Origin of the sequence: Helicobacter pylori, from assembly GCF_001653475.1 — a bacterium.
In the GTDB taxonomy this organism is placed as follows: domain Bacteria; phylum Campylobacterota; class Campylobacteria; order Campylobacterales; family Helicobacteraceae; genus Helicobacter; species Helicobacter pylori_CM.
In genome coordinates, this window is the sequence record NZ_CP011487.1 from 987593 (window position 1) to 1004238 (window position 16646).

Sequence of the window (16646 nt, forward strand, 5' to 3'; positions counted from 1 at the left end):
CCTAGCTAGACTTGCTTTTAGAAAGGTTGGTTTTATACTTGATATAAGCCTTTAATTTTTTAGTGAAATCCTCATCGCTTTTCGTGTCTTGATACTTCCCACCGCCGATAAATTCTAACACCGCTAAAAATTGCGTGGAAGGCATATAGCCGGGCAATTCATAGATGGTTTTGCCTGTTTGATCCGATAAAACAATGGTAGGAGTGGATTGGACGGCATAAATTTGCGCTAATTCTTCTGTAGACATTTTGATTTCTTTTTCATCATCTTTAGTGCCCACTTTGAAGTTATGCTCTTTAGAGTAGCTGATATTGATATAATAAGCACTGAAATGCTCTTTGACATAGTTGCGCAATTCTTTGACATTTTTGAGATCTTTTTTAAGCCTTTCACAATAGGAGCAACCATTACGGCCAAAAACTAAAAGCATGTATTTATCATTAGGGCTAATAAACTTGGTGTCTGAAAAAACATCTTCTAAACCAGCATAGCTCTTTTTGTCTATGTTGTCTCGCTCATCATTTAATTCTTTGGAGCTTTGAGAACCGGAGCTTAAAAGATTTTCATCTAATTTGTCCTTATTGTTGGACTTGCAAGCGCTAAAAACTAACAAAACAAGTAAAAAAACGCCTAAGCCTTTTTTTAAAAAACGAGGGATTAAAAACATAATAAACCTTTATTTTGTAATTTGTGGATTTAAAAACATAGTAATGGATTTAAAAACATAGTAATGGATTTAAAAACGCAGTATTTTACTAAATAATCGCTTTTTATGCAAATTTCATCCGTCTTTAAGATTTTTAACCAATTCAATAATGAATTTTGCAAACTCTATGGAATCGTTTAAGCATGGGCAAACCAGATATTCTTTAACCGCCAAGCGCTCTGCCATCAAGCGGTATTGCATGTCTAATTCATAGAGCGTTTCAGAATTATCAATCGTGAAAGCCAAAGGATAGATAATAATATGAGACTTACGGTGCTTTTCTATCAATTCTTCAGTGCTTGGCTCTAGCCATTTCATAGGCCCTAGTTTGGATTGATAAGAGAGTAAGACTTCTTTAAAAGGGATATTTTTTTGTTGCACCAACTCTTTTAACAAGCTCACATGATGTTCGCATTCTTGCTGGTAAGTATCGCCTGCATCAATAATGCTTTTCGGTAAGCCATGGACGGAAAAGATTAAGACAAAATCCTGGCTTTTGCGGTTGTTTAGGGTACTTAAAATCGTGTTTAAAATGATTTCATTAAGCTTTTTGCTGGCATAAAAACGCTCAATTACTTGCACCTTAGGGCGGAAAGTTTCTAAAGATTTGAGGGCGTTAAAAGCGTCATTGAAACTAGAAAGGGTGGTGGTGCTAGAATATTGCGGGTACATGGAAAAAAACACCAAGCTTTCTACCTCTTTTAAGGCTAAATCTTGCAAGACCATAGACGCATAAGGAGGGGTATAACGCATCGCATAAGTGTAAAAACGGGAAGGATCTAATTTGTTCAAACGCTCCGTAAGGGCGAATGTGATAGGCGTTAAAGGGGATTTGCCTCCTAATTTCTCATAGATTTTTTTGGATTTTTCTATGCGGCTATTGACGATCATTTTACCCACCATTTTACGCATAAAATGGTTTTTAATCGTAAGGATAAAGGGGTCATCAAACATGTTTTTTAAAAACACCCCCACTTCATAAAGGCTGTTAGGCCCTCCCATGTTCAAAAGAACGACCGCTTCTTTAGGGGATTTTGTGGCGTTATTTTCTAAATTATTAAGCTTTTCATTGATTAAATCCATTAGTGCATGCTAAAATAAAACGATTAATAAAAAATAAATCGTTAGAAAGAAGTTAATGTTAGAGATGAGTTTGCAAGCATTAAATACACAAGATTCTTCTGTGATGGCTCAATCCTTGCTTATCCATGCCTTTTTTGCCGCCTTGCTTGCCCTAGCCTTTATGATCAATCTTTACACCCTTTTTAAAGAAAAGAATTTTATCCAATTAAACAAAAAAATCTATCTTGTCATGCCAGCGATTTACATTCTTTTAAGCATCGCTCTTTTGAGCGGGGTTTTTATTTGGGCGATGCAACAATTTGAATTTTCTTTTAGCGCTGTTATCATGCTTTTAGGGCTGTTGTTGATGCTTATAGCAGAAATCAAACGCCATAAAAGCGTGAAATTCGCTATCACTAAAAAAGAAAGGATGGAGGCGTATATCAAAAAAGCTAAAATCCTGTATTTTTTAGAAACGATTCTTATTGTTGTGTTAATGGGCCTTTGAATGCGTTTTGTCTATCACCCTTTAGCCAAAGAGCCTGTTTTAAAAATAGAAGGCGAGAGTTATACGCATTTATACCGCTCAAGACGTATCAAAAGCACGAGTCGTTTGGATTTAAGAAACTTAAAAGACGGCTTTTTATATACCTATGAGCATGCAGAAATCACTAAAAAACACGCCCTTTTAAGGCTGGTGGGCGCACAAGTATTAGAGATTATGGCTCATAAAAAAACGCATTTGATTTTAAGCGTGATTGAAATCAAAAGCATTGAAAAAATTCTACCCTTTTTAAATCAGTTAGGCGTGAGCAAGTTGAGTTTATTCTATGCGGATTTTAGCCAGCGTAATGAAAAAATAGATAGCGCCAAATTAGAGCGTTTTCAAAAGATTTTGATTCATTCTTGCGAGCAATGCGGCCGCAGCGCTTTAATGGAATTGGAAGTGTTTTCAAACACTAAAGAGATGCTAAACGCCTACCCAAAGGCGAGTGTTTTGGATTTTAAGGGCGAAACCTTACTTGCAAGCGCGGGTTTTGAAAAAGGCGTTATCATAGGGCCTGAAGGGGGTTTTAGCGAACAAGAAAGAGGGTATTTTAAAGAGCGTGAAATTTATCGCATCCCGTTAGACATGGTGCTAAAATCTGAGAGTGCATGCGTGTTTATGGCGAGTGTCGCGCAAGTTTAGGGGGTATCGCAAAAGTTTTAAAAACAAAATTTTAAAAACTTAAGATCTTAACTTTTTGCTAAAAAGCTTCAGTTAAAGCCAATTTTTAACCCCTAAAACACCCATCCGTAATTAAAAAACACTTTAAAGTGACTGCCACCCTCATTCAAAATAACAGAGTTCGCATAGATGCCATTGTTAGAAGCGATTTTAATGTCTCTTTGGATTAAAGGAACGCTAATGCCTACAGAATATTTAGAATGCTTGTAGCGGTAATTAAACCCAGTAACTATATCTACATTACCGCTTCCTTTGACTTGGTTGGAAACATAGTAGCTATTGTATAAGCCCCTTAACCCCCCAAACACCCCAAAAGAGGAAGCAAAAACTTTTTTAGTTGGATTGTCTTGCTTTTTATTGGTATAAGTGGTGATAAAATCAAATAACACATCCATTCCCCCACCATAGCTTAATTGCTGGATTTTTTCATCGTTAGCTTGGGCGTAATTATATTTGATGATGCCGTAATAGGCTAACCCTATATAGTCATTGAAATAATGTTGGTAGCCTATTTTAACATTAACCCCTAAAATAGGGCTTCTAAAAGATGGTGAGGAGCTAGAAGTTAAAAAGCTTTGATTGAATGCATTAAACATAGAGCTAACAAAAGCTTTTGCGTTCAAACTGGCGTCTAAATAGTTGGCTTGGCTGCTCAAATTAGCGAAATTAATAGGCAGAGCGTTTTGATTGATGAGCTGTTGCCAAACAGCGGTGGTAACGCCTATAAGCCCAGCGGGGACTTGAGCACAATTAGTATAAATGGAATTGGGGTAATTGCTAGGGAAAGCGGGCTGATTTTTGCCACCAAAACGAGAGCAAACATTATAGTCATAACCATCATGGTCTCGCACTTCATGCCCGTTACTAAATTCTAGCTCTTCTTTTCCGTTTTTCTCCACTTCATGCCCGCCTTCACACCGCACTTCTGGTCCGTTCCCTTCTTGGCACAAACGAACCCTTTGATAAGTCATGTTCCCATTATGGGTATAACCTAAAGTATGGCCATATTCATGGATAATGTCTCTTAATGCCAAAATAGCAACTTTATTCAAATTTTTGCCAAACAATATTTCAGGATTTAAGGCAAAAGGCGCTATCCCTAAAACACCTTGATTGAAGCCATTATCACCGGGGGCATTTGCACTACCCAGTTGGGATCCTAGCCCCAAAAACCCCTTGGCCGCATTCAAGAGATTCACCGTAAGCTCATTAGCGACTCTATAACTATTGATAACTTCTTGAGGGGTTAGCACGTATTTTTCATCTTTAGGATCAACAAGCCCGTTATTAAAGGGATTCACGCATTTAGGATAATCAATACCGCACTCTGATGGGCTGTTAGCAAATTGGAAAGGGGCGTTTAAAACGGCTTCTTCCCAAGATTTAGAGTCAAATACCGCAATCATATCTAACATTAAATTGGTCAATTCTTCTGCGGTTTGCAGGGTGAAAGACACTGAAGCGACTTGACAACTCTTTTTATAACCAGGGCATTCATAATGAGGTTTAGGAGAAGCAAGAGGGCCACTAGGATCATTGTTACCGCTAGAAAATGGGTCTGTATTCTCATAAGTCATTTGAAGATTGGTCGTGATTTGACTGAGCTTTTCAAACAAACTCTGCGTGTTAGCGTCAGAAAAGGGGGTGGTAGTGGTTTGGAGTTGTTGGAGGCCATCAGAGTTGAATGGCGAATCGTTTGAAAAATGATTAAACAGGCTTGCAGGCAGAATGATTTGAGAATCTTTAGGGATAGTCTCTATCACGCCTAAATTGACTACCTTGCCTTGAGCGTCTGTAAAACTCAACTCAATATTATTTAAATTGTAGGGCAGAAAATTTTGTATCACAACCACGCTGTTATTGCCATAGCCTTCAAACTCGGCGTTTTGCTGATTGTATGCCATCACATACACAGGGTTTTGAGAATAAAAAGTTAAGCCGTTGCCGTTGATATTAGCCGCTGTGAATAACTCAGTCGCTTTTTCTAAAATGGTGCTTTGGAGTATGTAGTATCTCCCATAGACGCTTTGCGGGGTGGCTGTATCGCTTTTGTTTTGTTCTTTACTTTGCGGGTTGGTTAGGGGGTTTTTAGGGGTTTTTTGGGTGTTTTGAGCTGTTGCTTCTTCTTTAGTTTGCGTGCCTTCTAATAACCCGGTTTCAAACCCGGCTTCTATAAAAAAGCCGTCTTTTTGGTGTTTTTGAAAGGCTTCTAAAGGGTTGAACAAGCCGATTAAAGACAAACAAACCGTTTTACTAACGAATCTTAGCATGGTCATTTCCTAAATGGTTGAGCGTTTTATTCTCAAAGAGTTTGTAACCCAATAAAACTGAAATTTCGTATTATAATACATTTTTGAGAAGTTGCGGCATTGTTTATATTAATAAAATAAACAACGCTCAAAGGATAAACGCTTTTATCTTTCTTCAAATCACTTTAAAATTTTAGGCAAAGTGATGCCCACTTGCCCTTGATACTTACCGCCTCTGTCTTTATAGCTTTGCTCACACACTTCATCGCCTTGTAAAAACACCACTTGTGCGATCCCCTCATTGGCATAGACTTTAGCCGGTAAATTAGTGGTGTTAGAAATTTCAATCGTGATATAGCCTTCAAATTCCGGCTCAAAAGGCGTGACATTCACAATAATCCCGCATCTAGCGTAAGTGCTTTTGCCTAAACAAATCGCTAAGGTGTCTTTAGGCATTCTAAAATACTCTATCGTATGGGCTAGGGCGAACGCATTAGCGGGTAAGATAAAAAAACCCTCTTGGCTCGCATCAATTTTAGTCGCGTTGTTAGGGTCAAAGTTTTTAGGGTCAATTAAAGCGTTTTTGTTATCAAAGAGCATGAACTCACTCCCCACTCTAATATCATACCCATAACTGCTCAAACCATAGCTAATCACATTCTTACCGACTTGCTTTTCGCAAAAAGGACTAATCATGCCATGCTCTAAACTCATTTTTTTAATCCAAGAATCCGCTTTTAATCCCATACGCACAAAGCCTTTAAAGTTTGTTAATAATTATGTTATTATAACAATAATTTTTTGCTAAAAACGCTTATGGTTAGTAAGATTATGCGTTTGTGGCATATTTTTAAAATAATATATATAAGGAATAGATCGTTATGAACCTTTCTGAAATTGAAGAGTTGATCAAAGAATTTAAAGCTTCTGATTTAGGGCATTTGAAATTAAAGCGTGAGCATTTTGAATTGGTTTTGGATAAAGAATCCGCTTATACGAAACATAAAAACGCATTAAGTCCCACCCATTCTCCAGCCCCCATTATGGTAGAAGCGAGCATGCCAAGTGTCCAAACTCCTGTGCCTATGGTATGCACCCCTATTGTGGATAAAAAAGAAGATTTCGTGCTTTCGCCTATGGTAGGCACTTTTTATCATGCGCCATCACCTGGGGCTGAGCCTTATGTCAAAGCGGGCGATACGCTTAAAAAAGGGCAAATCGTGGGCATTGTAGAAGCGATGAAAATCATGAATGAAATTGAAGTGGAATACCCTTGCAAGGTGATTTCTGTTGAAGTGGGGGACGCTCAACCGGTAGAATACGGCACGAAACTCATCAAAGTTGAAAAGCTTTAAAATCCATGAGTAAAGAAAATAAAAAGGTAGAAAAAAAAGAGCTTTCACGCATTTTGATCGCTAATAGAGGCGAGATCGCTTTAAGAGCGATCCAAACCATTCAAGAAATGGGTAAAGAATCCATAGCCATTTATTCTATCGCTGATAAGGACGCCCACTATCTCAATACAGCTAACGCAAAAGTGTGTATAGGGGGGGCAAAATCCAGCGAGAGTTACTTGAATATCCCTGCGATCATTAGCGCGGCGGAATTGTTTGAAGCCGATGCGATTTTCCCTGGGTATGGGTTTTTGAGTGAAAACCAGAATTTTGTAGAAATTTGCTCGCACCATTCTTTAGAATTTATTGGTCCGAGCGCGAAAGTCATGGCTTTAATGAGCGATAAATCCAAAGCCAAAAGCGTGATGAAAGAAGCCGGTATGCCTGTGATTGAGGGCAGTGATGGGTTGCTTAAAAGCTATCAAGAAGCTGAAGAAATCGCTGATAAAATCGGCTACCCTGTCATCATTAAAGCAGCCGCTGGTGGGGGCGGGAGAGGAATGCGTGTCGTAGGGGATAAATCCAAGCTTAAAAACCTTTATTTAGCCGCAGAAACAGAAGCTTTGAGTGCGTTTGGCGATGGGAGCGTGTATTTAGAAAAATTCATCAACAAGCCTAAGCACATTGAAGTCCAAATTCTAGCCGATAAGCATGGCAATGTCATTCATGTGGGCGAAAGGGATTGTTCAGTGCAAAGACGCCAGCAAAAGCTCATTGAAGAAACTCCGGCAGTGGTTTTAGAAGAGAGCGTTCGTAAGCGTTTGCTAGAAACAGCAATCAAGGCCGCTAAATATATCGGCTATGTGGGGGCTGGGACTTTTGAATTTTTGCTCGATTCCAACATGAAAGATTTTTATTTCATGGAGATGAACACCCGTTTGCAAGTGGAACACACCGTTAGCGAAATGGTGAGCGGGTTAAACCTCATTGAATGGATGATTAAAATCGCTCAAGGCGAAGAATTGCCCAAGCAAGAAAGCTTTTCTCTCAAAGGGCATGCGATAGAATGCAGGATCACTGCAGAAGATCCTAAAAAATTCTACCCAAGCCCGGGTAAAATCACCGAATGGATCGCCCCTGGTGGGGTCAATGTGCGCCTTGATTCGCATGCGCATGCCCATTATGTCGTGCCTACACACTATGATTCTATGATTGGCAAGCTCATTGTGTGGGGTGAAAACAGAGAAAGAGCGATCGCTAAGATGAAAAGGGCTTTAAAGGAATTTAAAGTAGAAGGCATTAAAACGACCATTCCTTTCCACCTTGAAATGCTTGAAAATGCGGATTTTAGGCAAGCAAAAATCCACACGAAGTATTTAGAAGAAAATTTTTAAGTTTTAAGGATTTTCTTAAGCATTATTTAAGGATTTTAAACGATCAAAAAAATCAGCGTTAAATTTTATGATTTTATAGTAAAGTTTTTTCATGCAAACCTTATTTAAAGAAGTTACCCCTAAATGCTATGTCAATGGCAATGAGATGAAAGAAAATTCTAGCAATGTTCTAGATCAGTATTTCACTAAGCCTAGTGTGGCTTTAAAATGCTTTCAAAAAGCTTATGAAGTTATTAAAAAATACGAAAATCTAGATAGCTTTATTTTTCTAGAGCCAAGTGCAGGCGATGGGGTGTTTTATGACTTGTTTCCTAAAAATAGACGCATTGGTATAGACATTGAACCCAAAAGAGATGAATTTATTCAATGCGATTTTTTAAATTATAAATTGCCTACGCATCAAAAAGTGATTTGCTTGGGCAACCCTCCTTTTGGGCATCGTGGGGTTATGGCGTTAGAATTTATCAACCATGCTAGAAATTGTGATTTTGTGTGTTTTATCCTGCCCATGTTCTTTGAAAGTCAAGGAAAAGGCTCCATTAAGTATCGTGTGAAAGGTTTAAATCTGCTTTATAGCGAACGCTTAGAAAAAAATGCGTTTATAGATTTTAAAAATAAAGAAGTGGATGTGCATTGCGTGTTTCAAATTTGGAGCAAAAAGTATCAAAACAAAAAAAGTGAATTTTCTTGGTATAAGAATCGCCATAAAGAACCCTTTGGCGAGTATATCAAGGTTTTCACGGTTTCATTAGCTAAAAATAGAGAATGCGGTAAAGAGTGGATTTTTAATCAAAAAGCGTCTTTTTACCTTTCATCAACTTTTTATAAAAACACACAAATTGTAGAGAACTTTGAGGAAGTTAAATATAAATCTGGTATCGCTGTGGTATTTACTAGCACTGACAAGGCTTTAAACACTAAATTAAAAAAACTATTCAAAGAGATTGATTGGACGAAATACGCAAGTTTAGCGACTAATTCTTGCTATCATTTAGGAAAAAGTCATATTTTTCAAGCCTTATATGATCATTTGGGTAGTTTAAAGGATGATTGATGGACTTAGAGCAAACTTTTTTAAAAATTATTGAAAAAAAACATAAAGAACTGAATTTAGGACAAGGTTACAACGCTATTTTTTCAAAAATTAGAGATTTTGAAGCCAACGCTATAGGGCAGATTGGTGAAGAGTTTTTAAAAAGTGTGCTTAACGCTATAGATGAAGTAATCAATGATGGCATTATTCATGATGAATACGATATTATGACAAAAAGCGGTGTATCCTTTGAAGTTAAAACAGCACGAAAAGGCAGAACTAACAACACTTTTCAGTTCAATGGTATAAACCCACGATACAACTATGATTTTTTGATTTGCTTAGGAGTGTGCGAAGACAAATTGCTTTATAGAATTTTTAAAAAGAATGAAATCAATTACATTCATAAAGAAAGAAAATACTTTATGAAACAAAATGAGTTTAAAAAACAATTGGTTCCAATGAATCCTGATAATCAAGTCAATTATAAGCTCACTCTCAATATTAAAGAATTGAAAGAAATTACAAATCTCATCAAAGAGTTAGAAAGGGTTTTAGGGTTAGATTAATATTTTTAGATAGAATTGAGTGGATCAAAATGTTTTTAGGAATAGAGTTTGCTTATCTTTAAGAAAATCCAATGAAGTGGAGGATAAGATGTCTAAGATTTCAAATAATTATAACCCGTCTTTGATGGTGAGAGATTACCACACCCAAAAGGTTAGTTCGCACGCAAGAAAAGAAGAAAATAAGGAAATTCAAAATCTTTCAGAGAGTGATGAAAAAATCAAATTAGCCAAACAAGCTAAGCAGGATAACATAGCTATAGGGAATTTAGAAAGCCGTCTTAAAAGCTTAAAGGGCATGGATAAAGACGCTAAGGAATTGGTAGGGATTTCTAAAGCTTACGCTCATAATAATGAAAAAGATCGAAGCGATTTTGAGCATTTCAAAAGCCGTTTGGATAAAGCGATTGATTCTTTCAATCAACAATCAGGCAATGATGGTTTGAAACTCCCTAGCAATATTGGCATTGACGACACGAAGGCTTTGGAAAAATTTTCAAAATCATTAGAAAGTGAGAAAGAAAACATTCAAAACTCTTTGCACCAGTGGAAAAAACAGCTCGCTGAAACGAATCATTTAAACAAGGAATACAACACCTTAGATAAAACAAGACTGAACGCTCAAAAATTCCAAGATGTCCATGACACAAGCAAGATCACCCCATCTCGCTTGCAAGACTTGCTCGCTTGAAAGAGTTTGCTTATAGCGAGCCTTGTTTAGATGAAGAAGATAAAAAGGCTGTTTTAGAGGTTTTAAATTCCAAACAGCTCACGCAAGGCAAACGCTCTCTTTTATTTGAAGAGGCTTTGTGCGAGTTTTTGGGCGTTAAGCATGTGTTAGTGTTTAACAGCGCAACTTCAGCCCTTTTAACGCTCTATAGGAATTTTAGCGGTTTTAACGCTGATTGTAATGAAATAATCACCACCCCTATAAGCTTTGTAGCGACGGCTAACATGCTCTTAGAAAGTGGTTACAAACCCGTATTTGCTGAAATTAAAAACGATGGCAATATAGATGAATTAGCCCTAGAAAAGCTCATTAACGAAAAAACCAAAGCCATAATGAGCGTGGATTATGCCGGTAAAAGCGTGGAAGCAGAAAGCATTCAAAAGCTTTGCAAAAAGCATTCTTTGAGTTTTCTTTCTGACAGCTCGCATGCTCTAGGAAGCGAATATCAAAACAAAAAAGTAGGAGGCTTTGCGTTAGCGAGCGTGTTTAGTTTCCATGCCATTAAACCTATCACTACGGCTGAAGGGGGAGCGGTCGTTACTAACGATAGCGAATTGTATGAAAAAATGAAATTGTTTCGCTCTCATGGCATGCTCAAAAAAGATTTTTTTGAAGGTGAAGTCAAAAGCATAGGGCATAACTTCCGTTTGAATGAAATCCAAAGTGCTTTGGGTTTGAGCCAGCTTAAAAAAGCCCCCCTTTTAATGCAAAAAAGAGAAGAAGCCGCTCTAACCTATGACAGGATTTTTAAAGATAACCCTTATTTCACCCCTTTACACCCCTTGTTAAAACATAAAAGCTCTAACCACCTTTATCCTATTTTAATGCACCAAAAATTTTTTACATGCAAAAAACTGATTTTAGAAAATTTGCACAAGCTTGGCATTTTAGCCCAAGTGCATTACAAGCCCATTTACCAATACCAATTGTATCAACAGCTCTTTAAAATAGCCTCATTAAAAAGCGCGGAGGATTTTTATCGCGCTGAAATTTCCTTACCTTGTCATGCGAATTTAAATTTAAAGAGCGTTCAAAACATCGCTCATGGCGTTTTAAAAACTTTTGAGAGATTTAAGATAAAATAAGTTTCATTTAGGGCTTCAAATTTTAATCATTAAGAATGGTGCGGAAGAAAGGAATCGAACCTTCATGCCTTGCGGCGCTAGATCCTAAGTCTAGTGCGTCTACCAATTTCGCCACTTCCGCACACCGCACGCAATCGCATGCATAAGAAGTAGAAAATAAAGAAGCAGTATTTTAGCTTTTTAATCCTTTAAAAATACTGAAAATTTGGAGTTTTTTACAATTTGGAGTTTTTTCTGGCTTTAGGGAGTTTTAAATTCTTTTAAGGTATTCTAACGAGACTATATTATTAGATAGTTTTAAGGAAATTAAGGAACAAAATGGAAGTTTCACGCAAGAAAATTTACAACCCCAATTCTACAGAAAGTGTGAATGAAAGAAAGATTTTTGGGGGCAATCCTACAAGCATGTTTGATCTGAATAAAATCAAGTACCAATGGGCGGATCATTTGTGGAAAACGATGCTCGCCAACACCTGGTTTGCTGAAGAAGTGAGCATGAATGATGACAAAAGAGATTATTTGAAATTAAGCGCAGAAGAAAAGATCGGCTATGACAGAGCTTTAGCGCAACTCATTTTTATGGATAGCTTGCAAACCAATAATTTAATTGATAATGTCAATCCCTTTATCACCAGTCCCGAAATCAATTTGTGTTTGGTGCGTCAAGCTTATGAAGAAGCCTTACACAGCCATGCGTATGCGGTGATGGTGGAAAGCATAAGTGCGAATACTGAAGAAATTTATGACATGTGGCGTAACGATATGCAATTAAAAAGCAAGAACGATTATATCGCGCAAGTGTATATGGAATTAGCCAAAAACCCTACAGAAGAAAACATTCTCAAAGCACTTTTTGCTAACCAAATTTTAGAGGGGATTTATTTTTATAGCGGGTTTAGCTATTTTTACACTTTGGCTAGGAGCGGTAAAATGCTAGGATCAGCGCAAATGATTCGTTTTATCCAAAGAGATGAGGTAACGCATTTGATTTTATTCCAAAACATGATCAACGCTTTAAGGAATGAAAGAGCGGATCTATTCACGCCGCAATTGATTAATGAAGTCATAGAAATGTTTAAAAAAGCGGTAGAAATTGAAGCTTCATGGGGGGATTATATCACGCAAGGCAAGATTTTAGGACTCACTTCAAGCTTGATTGAGCAATACATCCAGTTTTTAGCGGATAGCCGTTTGAGTAAGGTGGGTATCGCTAAAGTTTATGGCGTCCAACACCCCATTAAATGGGTAGAGAGCTTTTCAAGTTTCAATGAGCAGCGCTCTAACTTCTTTGAAGCTAGGGTGAGTAATTACGCTAAAGGGAGCGTGAGTTTTGATGATTTTTAAGGGGCTTGTTTGAATAGTATTAAAAACCATTTGATGTGTGAAGAAATCAATAAGCGTTTCAATTTGCATCCCAAAGTGAGAAAGGCTATGGAGAGCATTGAAAGGGAGGTTTTTGTGCCAGCCCCCTTTAAACATTTTGCTTATACTTTAAACGCTCTTTCCATGCAAGCGCAACAATACATTTCTTCGCCCCTAACCGTGGCCAAAATGACGCAATATTTAGAAATTGATCAAGTGGATAGCGTGCTAGAAATTGGCTGCGGGAGCGGCTATCAAGCGGCGGTGCTGTCTCAAATTTTCAGGCGCGTTTTTAGCATTGAAAGGATTGAAAGCTTGTATATAGAAGCGCGTTTGCGCCTTAAAATTCTAGGCTTAAACAATGTTCATGTTAAATTCGCTGATGGGAATAAGGGCTGGGATCAATACGCCCCCTATGATAGGATTTTGTTCTCTGCTTGCGCTAAAAATATCCCTCAAGCGCTTATTGATCAGCTTGAAGAAGGTGGGATATTAGTTGCGCCCATTCAAGAAAATAACGAGCAAGTGATCAAGCGGTTTGTGAAACAAAATGCCACCTTGCGCGTTGAAAAAGTGTTAGAAAAATGCTTGTTCGTGCCTGTTGTAGATGGGGTGCAATAAAGATTAAGGCATGATTAAACACTATCTTTTCATGGCGGTTTCGCAGGTCTTTTTCTCTTTCTTTTTAGTGCTGTTTTTTATCTCTTCTATCGTGCTATTAATCAGTATTGCAAGCGTAACGCTCGTGATTAAAGTGAGCTTTTTAGATCTGGTGCAACTCTTTTTGTATTCCTTGCCTGGAACCATTTTTTTTATTTTACCGATCACTTTTTTTGCGGCTTGCGCTTTAGGGCTTTCAAGACTTAGCTATGACCATGAATTGTTAGTGTTTTTCTCTTTAGGGGTTTCGCCTAAAAAAATGACTAAAGCGTTTGTGCCTTTAAGTTTGTTCGTGAGTGCGATTCTATTAGTGTTTTCGCTTATTTTAATCCCCACTTCTAAGAGCGCTTATTACGGGTTTTTGCGTCAAAAAAAAGACAAGATTGATATTAACATCAGAGCGGGTGAATTCGGGCAAAAATTAGGCGATTGGCTCGTGTATGTGGATAAAGCTGAAAACAATTCCTATGATAATTTAGTGCTTTTTTCCAATAAAAGCCTCTCTCAAGAAAGCTTCATTCTGGCTCAAAAAGGCAATATCAACAATCAAAACGGCGTATTTGAATTGAACTTATACAAAGGGCATGCGTATTTCACTCAAGGCGATAAAATGCGTAAAGTTGATTTTGAAGAATTGCATTTGCGCAACAAGCTCAAGTCTTTCAATTCTAATGATGCGGCTTATTTGCAAGGTACGGATTATTTAGGTTATTGGAAAAAAGCCTTTGGTAAAAACGCTAATAAAAATCAAAAACGCCGTTTTTCTCAAGCGATTTTAGTTTCATTGTTCCCTTTAGCGAGCGTGTTTTTAATCCCCTTATTTGGCATCGCCAACCCGCGATTCAAAACGAATTGGAGTTATTTTTATGTCCTTGGAGCGGTTGGGGTTTATTTTTTAATGGTGCATGTGATTTCTACGGATTTGTTTTTGATGACCTTTTTCTTCCCCTTTATTTGGGCGTTTGTTTCTTATTTTTTGTTCAGAAAATTCATTTTAAAGCGTTATTAAATGCGTTGTTTTAAGGCTACTATCGCTTATGATGGGGCGTATTTTTTAGGCTATGCCAAACAGCCTAACAAACTCGGCGTTCAAGATAAGATAGAGAGCGCTTTAAATGCGCTAGGGATTAAAAGCGTTGTGATTGCGGCTGGGCGCACGGATAAAGGCGTGCATGCGAACAACCAAACGCTGTCTTTTCACGCTCAAAAACACTGGAATGCCGCTAAATTATTTTACTATCTAGCCCCTAAACTCGCCCCGCATATTGTCTTAAAAAAATTAGAAGAAAAAAACTTCCATGCGCGTTTTGACGCTCAAGAAAGAGCGTATCGTTACCTTTTGACGAAGGATTTAAAAACGCCTTTTTTAGCGCCTTATATCGCTTGTGGGGATTATGGCTCACTAGATGCATTAAACACCGCTTTAAAGCAATTCACAGGCAAGCATGATTTTTCCATGTTTAAAAAAGAAGGCGGGGCGACAACCAACCCTAAACGCACGATTTTTAACGCTTTTGCTTATAAAACCTTTATCGCAGGGCATGAGTGCGTGGTGTTTAAAATCGTTGGCGATGCGTTTTTACGCTCTAGCGTGCGTTTGATCATTCAAGCGTGCATCCAATACTCCTTAGAAAAAATCACGCTCGCTGAAATTCAAGCACAAATCCATAACATCAAAGCCACTATAAGAACGCCCGTAATGGCTAATGGCTTGTATTTGCACAGGGTGTATTATTGAAATCTCAAAAGGTGTTCTTCCCAATCTAGAGCGCTTTTGATAATGGTGTCTAGGTTGTTATAAAGGGGTTTGAAATGGGTGTTTTGTAAGATTTTAGCGTTATTGGCAATAAGGCTTGCTGGATCGCCCTGCCGTTTGTCTAAAATTTCCACTAAAAAATCGTTGTTTGAGATTTCCTTAACCTTGTTAATCACTTCTTTCACGCTATGGCCTTGATTGTAGCCGACATTATAGATCTCGCTCTTATTTTTTTCTAAAAGGGTTTGATAGCTCGCTAAATGCGCGTTAGCCAAATCATCTACATGGATATAGTCCCTAATGCAAGTGCCATCTCTTGTGGGGTAGTTAGTGCCAAAAATCCCCATTTTTTTCCTTTTTCCTACTGCGCATTCGCATGCGATTTTGATTAAATGCGTGGCGTTGAGCGTGCGCTGGCCCAGCGTGTAAGGGGTGGAATAATCATTACGCATGCATGCCCCAGCCACATTGAAATAGCGCAAAATAACGCATTTAAAATCCGCTATTTTAGAAGTGTCTGACAAAATCCTTTCGCTCATCATTTTAGACGCTCCATAAGGATTAATGGGGTTTAAGGGGCTTTCTTCATTCAAACTTGAATCAGACTCGCCATAAACCACGGCCGTAGAAGAAAAAATAAAACGCTTGATTGCATGCTTTAAACAAAGTTTGACAAACTCTAAAGTGTTGAGCGTGTTGTTGGTGTAGTATTCTAAAGGCAAGCGCGTGGATTCTTCTACTGAGATTTTAGCCCCAAAGTGCAAGATGGCTTCAATGGGATCTTTTAATTGCTGCTTATTCAAAAATGCGTCCAATTTTTGCGTTTCATTCAAATTGGCTTGAACAAACACAACCCTATTAGGGTAGTAATGCTCTAACGCTTTGAGATGTTCTAAAAAACCGGTGCTGAGATCATCTACAATAACGATGTTTTCTTTGGTTTTTTCTAAAAACGCCCTTGCGGTATGCGAGCCTATATACCCGCACGCCCCTGTGAATAATAATGCCATAAAACCCCTTTTGAAATGAAAAAATAACGAGTTATTATAACATCTTAATCCCATTTATTATTTAAGGATTTTTTAAGAAATTTTAACCTATAATCCTATCTTTAGTTTTGATGAATTTTAAGGGCTTATAGCTCAGGTGGTTAGAGCGCACCCCTGATAAGGGTGAGGTCGGAGGTTCAACTCCTCCTAAGCCCACCATTTTTTACAATCTTTGGGGAATTAGCTCAGCTGGGAGAGCGCCTGCTTTGCACGCAGGAGGTCAGCGGTTCGATCCCGCTATTCTCCACCATTGTTTTTCTCCTTAAATTTTTTCTTTTTGTCAATCATGCTTGGTTGGGAAAATCCTAAACGATTGGATCGTCCCTGTTTAACGCCACAAATCTTTTAACTTAAAAACGCCTTGATGGAAGATTGAATTAAATTGAGATTTTTTGTTTACTTTGTTCTTTAAATTGCGCAAAATCTCTTTTG

At 37.9% G+C, this 16646-nt stretch carries 17 protein-coding genes and 3 tRNA genes; 14 read left to right on the top strand and 6 right to left on the bottom strand.

The window, feature by feature from the left end:
* Position 1: 1 nt before the first annotated feature.
* On the bottom strand, positions 2–667 hold the full coding sequence (locus AA974_RS04710; RefSeq protein WP_064433630.1) for a SoxW family protein: 666 nt from the start codon (positions 665–667) through the stop codon (positions 2–4).
* A 114-nt stretch (positions 668–781) separates the two neighbouring features.
* Positions 782–1789 carry a ferrochelatase gene (gene hemH / locus AA974_RS04715; RefSeq protein WP_064433631.1) on the bottom strand — a complete coding sequence of 336 codons (1008 nt, stop codon included), beginning with the start codon at positions 1787–1789 and terminating at the stop codon, positions 782–784.
* Positions 1790–1844: 55 nt separating this feature from the next.
* Here hemH and AA974_RS04720 point away from each other — a divergent pair, with 55 nt between their 5' ends.
* Positions 1845–2276 carry a hypothetical protein gene (locus AA974_RS04720; RefSeq protein WP_064433632.1) on the top strand — a complete coding sequence of 144 codons (432 nt, stop codon included), beginning with the start codon at positions 1845–1847 and terminating at the stop codon, positions 2274–2276.
* Positions 2277–2957 carry a 16S rRNA (uracil(1498)-N(3))-methyltransferase gene (locus AA974_RS04725; RefSeq protein ID WP_064433633.1) on the top strand — a complete coding sequence of 227 codons (681 nt, stop codon included), beginning with the start codon at positions 2277–2279 and terminating at the stop codon, positions 2955–2957.
* A gap of 92 nt (positions 2958–3049) precedes the next feature.
* On the opposite strand, the gene AA974_RS04730 is transcribed toward AA974_RS04725, so the two are convergent.
* Positions 3050–5266: an outer membrane beta-barrel protein gene (locus AA974_RS04730; RefSeq protein ID WP_064433634.1), complete on the bottom strand. Its 2217-nt coding sequence runs from the start codon at positions 5264–5266 to the stop codon at positions 3050–3052.
* 159 nt (positions 5267–5425) lie between these two features.
* Positions 5426–5992, bottom strand: a complete 567-nt coding sequence (gene dcd, locus AA974_RS04735; protein ID WP_064433635.1) for a dCTP deaminase — start codon at positions 5990–5992, stop codon at positions 5426–5428.
* 134 nt (positions 5993–6126) lie between these two features.
* Here dcd and accB point away from each other — a divergent pair, with 134 nt between their 5' ends.
* The 6 genes from accB (at position 6127) to pseC (ending at position 11387) form a co-directional block, all read left to right on the top strand.
* Positions 6127–6600: an acetyl-CoA carboxylase biotin carboxyl carrier protein gene (gene accB / locus AA974_RS04740; protein WP_064433636.1), complete on the top strand. Its 474-nt coding sequence runs from the start codon at positions 6127–6129 to the stop codon at positions 6598–6600.
* 5 nt (positions 6601–6605) lie between these two features.
* Entirely contained in the window at positions 6606–7973 is a 1368-nt protein-coding gene (locus tag AA974_RS04745; RefSeq protein WP_064433637.1) for an acetyl-CoA carboxylase biotin carboxylase subunit, read from the top strand.
* Between the two features lie 91 nt (positions 7974–8064).
* Positions 8065–9027 carry a hypothetical protein gene (locus AA974_RS04750; protein ID WP_064433638.1) on the top strand — a complete coding sequence of 321 codons (963 nt, stop codon included), beginning with the start codon at positions 8065–8067 and terminating at the stop codon, positions 9025–9027.
* The gene (locus AA974_RS04755) at positions 9027–9575 is read left to right on the top strand and encodes a hypothetical protein (RefSeq protein ID WP_064433639.1); all 549 of its coding nucleotides are present in this window, start codon (positions 9027–9029) and stop codon (positions 9573–9575) included. Before AA974_RS04750 ends, AA974_RS04755 begins: the two co-directional genes overlap by 1 nt.
* Positions 9576–9663: 88 nt before the next feature.
* A complete protein-coding gene (locus AA974_RS04760; RefSeq protein ID WP_064434070.1) occupies positions 9664–10263 on the top strand; it encodes a hypothetical protein in 600 nt (199 codons plus the stop codon).
* Positions 10260–11387, top strand: a complete 1128-nt coding sequence (gene pseC, locus AA974_RS04765; RefSeq protein ID WP_064433640.1) for a UDP-4-amino-4,6-dideoxy-N-acetyl-beta-L-altrosamine transaminase — start codon at positions 10260–10262, stop codon at positions 11385–11387. Before AA974_RS04760 ends, pseC begins: the two co-directional genes overlap by 4 nt.
* Before the next feature lie 36 nt (positions 11388–11423).
* Here the strand turns inward: pseC and AA974_RS04770 are convergent.
* A tRNA-Leu gene (locus AA974_RS04770) sits at positions 11424–11508 on the bottom strand.
* Positions 11509–11705: 197 nt separating this feature from the next.
* Between AA974_RS04770 and AA974_RS04775 the strand changes: the two genes are divergently transcribed.
* Genes AA974_RS04775 through truA form a run of 4 tightly spaced genes read left to right on the top strand, consistent with a single transcriptional unit; the run spans position 11706 to position 15147 of the window.
* Entirely contained in the window at positions 11706–12731 is a 1026-nt protein-coding gene (locus tag AA974_RS04775) for a ribonucleotide-diphosphate reductase subunit beta (RefSeq protein ID WP_033599963.1), read from the top strand.
* Between the two features lie 9 nt (positions 12732–12740).
* Entirely contained in the window at positions 12741–13370 is a 630-nt protein-coding gene (gene pcm, locus AA974_RS04780; RefSeq protein WP_064433641.1) for a protein-L-isoaspartate O-methyltransferase, read from the top strand.
* A gap of 10 nt (positions 13371–13380) precedes the next feature.
* Positions 13381–14418, top strand: a complete 1038-nt coding sequence (locus tag AA974_RS04785) for an LptF/LptG family permease (RefSeq protein WP_064433642.1) — start codon at positions 13381–13383, stop codon at positions 14416–14418.
* Positions 14419–15147, top strand: coding sequence for a tRNA pseudouridine(38-40) synthase TruA (gene truA, locus AA974_RS04790; protein WP_064433643.1), 729 nt, complete (start codon positions 14419–14421; stop codon positions 15145–15147).
* Here truA and galE read toward each other — a convergent pair.
* Complete coding sequence (galE, locus tag AA974_RS04795; RefSeq protein ID WP_064433644.1) at positions 15141–16175, bottom strand: UDP-glucose 4-epimerase GalE; 1035 nt, start codon at positions 16173–16175, stop codon at positions 15141–15143. The two genes, truA and galE, sit on opposite strands and share 7 nt — an antisense overlap.
* A 121-nt stretch (positions 16176–16296) precedes the next feature.
* Here galE and AA974_RS04800 point away from each other — a divergent pair.
* Together AA974_RS04800 and AA974_RS04805 are read left to right on the top strand one after the other, a co-directional pair.
* Positions 16297–16373: transfer RNA gene (locus AA974_RS04800), tRNA-Ile, on the top strand.
* A gap of 15 nt (positions 16374–16388) precedes the next feature.
* A tRNA-Ala gene (locus AA974_RS04805) sits at positions 16389–16464 on the top strand.
* Positions 16465–16646: the final 182 nt, after the last annotated feature.

Excerpts from the sequence above, each read along its gene's own strand:
- AA974_RS04710 (WP_064433630.1), bottom strand. The coding sequence starts at position 667 with ATGTTTTTAATCCCTCGTTTTTTAAAAAAAGGCTTAGGCGTTTTTTTA.
- hemH (WP_064433631.1), bottom strand. The coding sequence starts at position 1,789 with ATGGATTTAATCAATGAAAAGCTTAATAATTTAGAAAATAACGCCACA.
- AA974_RS04720 (WP_064433632.1), top strand. The coding sequence starts at position 1,845 with ATGTTAGAGATGAGTTTGCAAGCATTAAATACACAAGATTCTTCTGTG.
- AA974_RS04725 (WP_064433633.1), top strand. The coding sequence starts at position 2,277 with ATGCGTTTTGTCTATCACCCTTTAGCCAAAGAGCCTGTTTTAAAAATA.
- AA974_RS04730 (WP_064433634.1), bottom strand. The coding sequence starts at position 5,266 with ATGCTAAGATTCGTTAGTAAAACGGTTTGTTTGTCTTTAATCGGCTTG.
- dcd (WP_064433635.1), bottom strand. The coding sequence starts at position 5,992 with ATGGGATTAAAAGCGGATTCTTGGATTAAAAAAATGAGTTTAGAGCAT.
- accB (WP_064433636.1), top strand. The coding sequence starts at position 6,127 with ATGAACCTTTCTGAAATTGAAGAGTTGATCAAAGAATTTAAAGCTTCT.
- AA974_RS04745 (WP_064433637.1), top strand. The coding sequence starts at position 6,606 with ATGAGTAAAGAAAATAAAAAGGTAGAAAAAAAAGAGCTTTCACGCATT.
- AA974_RS04750 (WP_064433638.1), top strand. The coding sequence starts at position 8,065 with ATGCAAACCTTATTTAAAGAAGTTACCCCTAAATGCTATGTCAATGGC.
- AA974_RS04755 (WP_064433639.1), top strand. The coding sequence starts at position 9,027 with ATGGACTTAGAGCAAACTTTTTTAAAAATTATTGAAAAAAAACATAAA.
- AA974_RS04760 (WP_064434070.1), top strand. The coding sequence starts at position 9,664 with ATGTCTAAGATTTCAAATAATTATAACCCGTCTTTGATGGTGAGAGAT.
- AA974_RS04775 (WP_033599963.1), top strand. The coding sequence starts at position 11,706 with ATGGAAGTTTCACGCAAGAAAATTTACAACCCCAATTCTACAGAAAGT.
- AA974_RS04785 (WP_064433642.1), top strand. The coding sequence starts at position 13,381 with ATGATTAAACACTATCTTTTCATGGCGGTTTCGCAGGTCTTTTTCTCT.
- truA (WP_064433643.1), top strand. The coding sequence starts at position 14,419 with ATGCGTTGTTTTAAGGCTACTATCGCTTATGATGGGGCGTATTTTTTA.
- galE (WP_064433644.1), bottom strand. The coding sequence starts at position 16,175 with ATGGCATTATTATTCACAGGGGCGTGCGGGTATATAGGCTCGCATACC.